Raw genomic sequence first — 6,359 nt, forward strand, 5'->3', positions numbered from 1 at the left:
GCCGAAGACAGCACCCTGTGGGTGACGGTGTCCCGCTCCATGACGAAGAACTCGCCGCAAATCATGTGGACCCAGATCTCGCGCGCCGTGCCTTTCGGGTTGCCGCGCAGATAGAGGTAGCCAGCCCAGCGATCGGTCGGCACGTCGATGCCATCCGGCCTGACATTGCCGGCATCGCCGCCATAGTGGAATTCGGTTTCGTCGCGCGGGCCGCAGAATGGGCAAGGAAAGAGCTGCATGGCAAACCTCTAATGCGCGATGCCGGAGCCGGCCGCTTCGTCGATCAGCCGGCCGGTGGCGAAGCGATCGAGATCGAAGGGGCGGCTGATGTCGTTGTGTTTGCCTGACGCTAGCAATTGCGCCAGCAGCGTGCCGCCGGCGGGAATGGCCTTGAAGCCGCCCGTGCCCCAGCCGCAATTGAGGAACAGGCCGGGCAGCGGCGAGGGGCCGATGATCGGCGAGGAATCCGGCACCACGTCGACGATACCTGCCCATTGCCGCATCAGCTTGAGCTGGCCAAAGATCGGGAACATCTCCAGCACGCCGGCAATCACCGCCTCCAGCGTCGGCAAATTGCCGCGCTGCGCATAGGAAGGAATGCGGTCGAGGCCGCCGCCGATGACGATCTCGCCCTTGTCCGACTGGCTGACATAGACGCCGCAGCCGGGCGACAGCACCACCGTGTCGAGGATCGGCTTGACCGGTTCGGACACGCAGGCTTGCAGCGCATAGGAATTGATCGGAAGCCGGAAGCCGGCCTTGGCCGCCAGCACCGAGGAATGCCCGGCCACCGCCATTCCGATACGCTCGGCACGGATCGCGCCCCGCGAAGTCTGGACGCCGCGGCAGCGGCCGCCCTCGACGATGAAATCGGTGATCTCGCAGTTCTGGATGATATCGACGCCGAGCCGGCTCGCCGCCCGCGCGTAGCCCCAGGCGACGGCGTCATGGCGCGCCGTACCGGCCCTGCCTTGCCAGATGCCGCCGAACACCGGGAAGCGCGCATCGGCTGAGAAATTATAGATCGGCGCCACCCGGCGCACATCGTCAGGTGAAAACAGCTCGGCATCGATGCCGTTGATCTGCATGGCGTTGACGGTGCGCGCCCCGATCTCCATCTCGGCAGTCGAGTGGCACAGATTGACCATGCCGCGCTGCGACAGCATGACGTTGTAGTTCAGGTCTTTCGACAATCCCTCATAGAGCTGGTGCGCCAGCCCGTAGAGTTCGACACTTTCGGGATAATAGTAGTTGGAGCGTACCACAGTGGTGTTGCGCCCTGTGTTGCCGCCGCCGATCCAGCCTTTTTCCAGCACGGCCACCCTGGTGATATTGTGATTCTTTGCCAGGTAATAGGCCGTCGCCAGCCCATGGCCGCCGCCGCCGATGACGATGGCGTCGTAGGACGGCTTCGGCTCGGGCGATCGCCAGGCCGGTTGCCAGCCGGTCTGGCCAGCCAGGCCCTCCTTGAACAGCGACAGGGCGGAATAGCGTGTGGTCATGACGTGCCGGACAGGCCTGATGTTCGGAAAGAAATGTGGATCATCGAATGGTCTTTCGCACCGACGTCATCGGTTCGATCGGTCATGCCCGCATCGCCTTGCCCAGTGGATCATATGGCGACGAAGCGATGACGCGCGCATCTCTTTCGACGCCGACGATGTGGGTTGTCAACGGCGTATCGATATCGGCCGCTTCGCGCTCGACCAGCGCCATGGCGAGGCTCTTGCCGACCGTATGGCCATAGCCGCCGGAGGTGACGAAGCCGGCCAGCCTGCCTCTGTTCCAGACCGGCTCGTAGCCGCTGGCATCGGCATCCGCCGCGTCGATTTCGAGCGTCACCAGCGTGCGCCTCGATGGAGCCTTCTGCTCTTTCAGGGCCGCCTCGCGGCCGATGAAATCGCCCTTGTCGAAGGCGACCCAGCGGTCCATGCCGGTCTCATCAGGCGTATAGTCCTGCGTGAATTCGCGCGACCAGATGCCAAAGCTCTTTTCGAGCCGCAGCGAATTGACCGCGCTGAAGCCGTATTCGGTGACTCCCAGATCGCTGCCTGCGGCAAGTAGCGCGCGGCGCAGGCCCATGTGCTCATTGGCCCGGCAATGAATCTCGTAGCCGAGTTCGCCGATGACCGACAGTCGTCCGACCTTCGCCCGCACCAGTCCGACATCGAACGTCCTGCAGGCGAGAAAGCCGAACGCCTGGTGCGAAACGTCCTGATGTGTGAGGCGCTCAAGTAGCATTCGCGCATTGGGACCGGCGAGCGAGAAACCAACGACGGCGTCCGAAATGTCGCGAACGGTGACGCCATCGCTCATATGTTGCTCGAACCAGCGCATATGCCACTGGCGCAGATAGTAGGATCCCATGATCCACCAGGAGCCATCACCCCAATTGAAGACGGTGAGGTCGCCCTTGAGCTTGCCGTTTTCACCCAGCATCGGCGCGAGTTTTGCGCGACCCGGCCTGGGCAGCGCACAGGCGAGCAGCCGGTCGAGCCAGGCTTCGGCCTGCGGCCCGATGATCTCGTAGCGCGAGAAGGCTGATATATCGAGCAGGCCGACACCTTCGCGCACTTTGCGGCATTCCTGTGCGACAATGTCGAAGGCGTTGGAGCGCTTCAGCGTCGGTGTCTCGACGAAGCCTTGCGGCGCGAAATAGAGCGGCACTTCCATGCCCCATGAATTGCCCCAGCGCGCGCCCGCGGCCTCCATCGCGTCATGCGCCCCGGCCGTCTTCAAGGGCCGTCCCGCCGGCAACTGCTCGTTGGGATAGCTCATGACAAAGCGGCGCGAATAGAACTGCCCGGTGGTCTGCCTGATGTATTCGCGGTTGGAGGCGAAGTCGCCATAGCGGGCGATGTCCATGCCGTAGACATCGGCTTCCGGCTCGCCATGGATCATCCATTCGGCCAGCGACTTGCCGACGCCGCCGCCTTGCAGGAAACCGGCCATGACGCCGCACGCCACCCAGTAATTGGGCACGCCGCGCACCGGGCCGACCAGCGGATTGCCATCCGGCGAGAAGGTGAAGGCCCCGTTCACCCAGCGTTTGATGCCGGCTGTCTCCAGGCAGGGGTAACGGCTGAAGCCGAGCGCCAGTTCGTCGGCTATGCGGTCGGTGTCTTCCTGGATCAATTCGATGCCGTAGTCCCACGGCGCCCCATCCATGTTCCAGTGCTTGTGGTTGATCTCGTATATGCCGAGCAATAGACCCTTCTGCTCCTGGCGCATGTAGGTGAAACCTTCGAGATCGACGATCAGCGGCAATTCCTTGTCCAGCGCCTGGATTTCGGGCAATGCCTCGGTGACGAGATAATGGTGCTCCATTGGCGATACCGGCAGGTCGATGCCGGCCATCCTGCCGACCTGCTTGGCCCACAGTCCGCCGGCATTGACGACGTGCTCGGCAATCACCGTGCCCTTCTCGGTGACCACGTCCCAACCGCCATCGGCGCGGCGGTTGAGATCCAGCACCCGGTTGTGCTCGATGATGTCGGCGCCGCGCAGCCTGGCTGCCTTGGCATAGGCGTGCACGACGCCCGAGGGATCGATATGGCCCTCGCGCGCGGCATAGAGGCCTCCCAGCATGCCGTCGGTGTTGAGGATCGGGCAGCGCTGCTTGATCTCATCGACACCGACCAGGTGGACATCGTCGATGCCCATGGTCTGGAAGATGCGGTAGGAGGCCTTGAGCCATTCCCAGCGCTCCGGCGCCGAGGCGACCGAGATGCCGCCGGTCATGTGCATGCCGATGCTCTGGCCCGATTCCTTCTCGACTTCGGAGAGCAGGTCGATCGTGTAGGCCTGCAGGGCGGCGATGTTGGGATCGGCGTTCAGCGCATGGAACCCGCCGGCCGCATGCCAGCTCGATCCCGCTGTCAGTACCTCGCGTTCGATCAGCGCGACGTCGTTCCAGCCGAACTTCGCCAAGTGATAGAGCACCGAGGCTCCAACCACGCCGCCGCCGATGACGATCGCCCTGTATTGGGATTTCATCCTGTCGCACTCCACCCATTCAGTGGGGCGAACCCTATCGGTATTGTACATATGTGTCTAGAGCTTGGAAAGGCGATGGAATGAGCGGCCCATGACTCCGCTCTGCGCCGATGCAGCAGAAGGGCTCCTCTGCTGCTGTCGGCAGCAAACGTGCTTGCTATTGGGATGCGCTAAGCGAAATCGTCAGGCCGCGGCGGCCGAGCGGGCCTTACTTATCGGTTGCGCGAAAGCGTCTTCTCGACATAGCGCGAGAAGTCTTCGACATCCTCCGCCGGAGGCTCCTGGCCGGTGAAGCTGCGCAGATAGCCGGCGACGTGAGGCAGGCGGCTGCTCATCGGCTCGTTGAGCTCAAGCGAGTAATAGCCGATCTGCATGAAGTACAGCACGCGGGCTCGCACGAACGCGTCTTCTTCCTCATAGCCGTGGCGCATGAACATGTCGCGGATGGCGTTGACACGCTCCTCGTCGGCCTCGTCGAGGGCGCGCCGGATGGCGGGCGAGCGGCGGGCCCAGGCCCTGATCGCGAAATCCAGCTGTGGATCGAACAGCCTTTCGTCCACCCAGCATTCGAAAATGCTCATCACCCCGCGAATGACGGTGGCGGATGGCCGCCTGGCGCGTTCGACGATGAATTTGGTGTTGGTCTGCCGCCAGTAATCCAGCAGCTGGTCGAGCAGATCCTGCCGGCTCTTGAAATACCAGTAGAAGCTGGAGCGCGACACATCGAGCTTCTGTCCAAGTGTCAGCACGCGGACGCGTTCGACACCGTCAGAGATCAATGTTTCGAGCGCAAGTTTCAGCCAGTCTTCGCGAGTGGCCTTGATGTTGCCGGTGGCGCCGGCGCGCTGAATCGTCGTTTCGAGAGCTGCCATCGGCACGACGCATGACATGCTGCCTCAGGCAAATCAAGGCTATGGACAGAAGTGTATAGAGGAAATCGGCCCAAGCCGGACGACGCACCATGGATGTTGGCCGCATCGAAGCTCGATGAGGCAATGTCGTCACCCGCCATCCGCGCGGCGCAAGCGGGGGGATTTTTGTCGCGGCTGCTGGTTCACTGTTTGCTTTCCCGCGAGGCAATTGTCTGGCAAATACCAGTTCAGACAGATGCCCGCGCGGCCAACAAGCAGGAACACACGATATGACGCTGTTTCGAAAGAACCTCATCGATGGCGAATGGGTCGGCGAGGCCGGTTCGCGCAACATCAACCCCTCGGATACCGGTGACATCGTCGGCGATTATGCCTCGGCGGGTGTCGAACAGGCCAAGCAGGCGATCGCCGCGGCCAAGGCAGCGTTCCCGGCTTGGTCCCGTTCCGGTCCGCTGGCGCGTCACGCGGTGCTGAAAAAGGCCTCCGACGAGATTCTGGCGCGCAAGGACGAGATTGGCCGCAATCTCGCGCGTGAGGAAGGCAAGACGCTGGCCGAAGGCATCGGCGAGACCATTCGCGCCGCCCAGATATTCGATTTCTTTGCCGGCGAAACGTTGCGTTTGACCGGAGAGGTCGTGCCGAGCGTGCGACCGGGCGTCGGCGTCGAGATGACGCGCGAGGCGGTCGGCGTGGTCGGCATCATCACGCCGTGGAATTTTCCGATCGCCATTCCGGCCTGGAAGATCGCCCCGGCGTTAACCCACGGCAACACTGTCGTCTTCAAGCCGGCGGAGCTGGTTCCCGAGAGCGCCTGGACCATCGTCGATATCCTGCATCGCGCCGGCCTGCCAAAGGGCGTGCTCAATCTGGTCATGGGCAAGGGCTCGGTCGTCGGCCAGGCGATGCTCGACAGTCCCGACGTCAACGCCATCAGCTTCACCGGCTCGGTCGGTACCGGCAAGCGCGTTGCCGCGGCAAGCATCGAACACATGCGCAAGTTCCAGCTTGAAATGGGCGGCAAGAACCCTCTGGTCGTGCTCGACGATGCCGATCTTGCGATCGCCGTCGATTGCGCGCTCAATGGCGCCTTCTTCTCGACCGGCCAGCGCTGCACTGCGTCATCCAGGCTGATTGTGGCTGACGGCATTCACGACCGTTTCGTCGATGCCCTCAAGGACCGCATGAGCAAACTGGTCATCGGCGATGCGCTCGACGCGCAGACCCAGATCGGTCCTGTCGTCGACGCGACGCAGCTGAAGCAGGACGAGGACTATATCGCCATCGGCGTCAGGGAAGGTGCCACGCTCGCCTTCGGCGGCGAGCGGCTCGACCGCAAGACGCCAGGCTTCTATCTGCAGCCGGCATTGCTCACCGAGGCCACCAATGCCATGCGCAGTTCGCGCGAGGAGATTTTCGGACCTGTCGCCAGCGTCATTCGCGTCAAGGACTATGACGAGGCGCTTTCCGTCGCCAACGACACGCCCTTCGGCT

The 6,359-nt window shown here is 63.0% G+C and carries 5 protein-coding genes; 1 reads left to right on the plus strand and 4 read right to left on the minus strand.

The window, feature by feature from the left end; all coding sequences use genetic code 11:
- From EN893_RS13885 to EN893_RS13900, 4 genes are all read right to left on the minus strand, one after another.
- A partial coding sequence (locus tag EN893_RS13885; protein WP_128361594.1) for a sarcosine oxidase subunit delta occupies positions 1 to 239 on the minus strand: 239 nt, incomplete at its 3' end.
- A gap of 9 nt (positions 240 to 248) precedes the next feature.
- Positions 249 to 1,502: a sarcosine oxidase subunit beta gene (locus EN893_RS13890; protein WP_127266942.1), complete on the minus strand. Its 1,254-nt coding sequence runs from the start codon at positions 1,500 to 1,502 to the stop codon at positions 249 to 251.
- Positions 1,503 to 1,584: 82 nt separating this feature from the next.
- Positions 1,585 to 3,996 (minus strand): FAD-dependent oxidoreductase, encoded by a 2,412-nt coding sequence (locus EN893_RS13895; RefSeq protein WP_127266941.1) that lies wholly within the window; start codon positions 3,994 to 3,996, stop codon positions 1,585 to 1,587.
- Between the two features lie 212 nt (positions 3,997 to 4,208).
- On the minus strand, positions 4,209 to 4,868 hold the full coding sequence (locus EN893_RS13900) for a TetR/AcrR family transcriptional regulator (protein WP_164748900.1): 660 nt from the start codon (positions 4,866 to 4,868) through the stop codon (positions 4,209 to 4,211).
- 269 nt (positions 4,869 to 5,137) lie between these two features.
- Between EN893_RS13900 and EN893_RS13905 the strand changes: the two genes are divergently transcribed.
- Positions 5,138 to 6,359: aldehyde dehydrogenase family protein (locus EN893_RS13905; RefSeq protein ID WP_128361595.1), on the plus strand; the 1,222-nt coding region annotated here is incomplete at its 3' end.

It is taken from the genome of Mesorhizobium sp. M7A.F.Ca.CA.004.04.2.1, from assembly GCF_004022825.1.
GTDB lineage: Bacteria > Pseudomonadota > Alphaproteobacteria > Rhizobiales > Rhizobiaceae > Mesorhizobium.